This window comes from Vibrio sp. 1727 (genome assembly GCF_033344415.1).
GTDB lineage: Bacteria > Pseudomonadota > Gammaproteobacteria > Enterobacterales > Vibrionaceae > Vibrio > Vibrio alginolyticus.
The window spans coordinates 1-608 of the sequence record NZ_JAWPOT010000422.1; the positions used below are offsets into that span (position 1 = coordinate 1).

At 44.7% G+C, this 608-nt stretch carries 1 protein-coding gene and 1 pseudogene; one reads left to right on the forward strand and one right to left on the reverse strand.

Features of this window, described 5'->3' with window-relative positions:
* A pseudogene (locus R8O10_RS26105) lies at window positions 1-394 on the forward strand (glycosyltransferase family 39 protein); the annotation flags it as partial.
* 91 nt (window positions 395-485) lie between these two features.
* On the opposite strand, the gene R8O10_RS26110 reads toward R8O10_RS26105, so the two are convergent.
* Window positions 486-608: ABC-type transport auxiliary lipoprotein family protein (locus tag R8O10_RS26110; protein WP_318192082.1), on the reverse strand; the 123-nt coding region annotated here is incomplete at its 5' end.

A 608-nucleotide genomic window follows, 5' to 3' on the forward strand; every position in this document is an offset into this window, starting at 1 on the left:
CTATACATTGCTTAACCCAGTTCGCACGCCAGCTAAAGAGATCATGTCAGAAGCACAAAAAGCAATCGGTAAAGATGGTGAGTTAGGACTGACGCTATTTAAAGAGCAATTTTTGCTGTTTTCACCTGTGTCGGTAACACATTTTAGCTATTTATCAGATCACAAAGAGCAAGAGCGCAATGCTTGGTTGTGGCTACAAGAAAAGCCGAATCGGTATATCTTGACCCAAGGTGGGAATGAGATGGAATGTTTCGATGCCAACAAAGCGAAAAAACTAGGGGAAGCCCATCGCCGGGATTGGATTTTATTTGATGCCGAGAGTGCGTTTGAATCCTGTCAGCCGCCAAGAAGCATCAAACGATATGAGCTACATATCGACAAGCCATATTCTTAATCTCTTGAGCCGCTAAACATACATAAACAAGAAAGGGGAGCGTGATGCTCCCCTCCCTGATCTGATGACTTTCGTCTCTGGTGTCTATTTACTATAGCTGCGCAGCCATATCGTCGGTTAGTTGGTTCAAACCTGCCGACAGTGCATCAACCAGAGCGTCGTAGCCTTCATCTTGCAATGGCATCAATATTTTTATTTGCGAGCTGCGAACGAC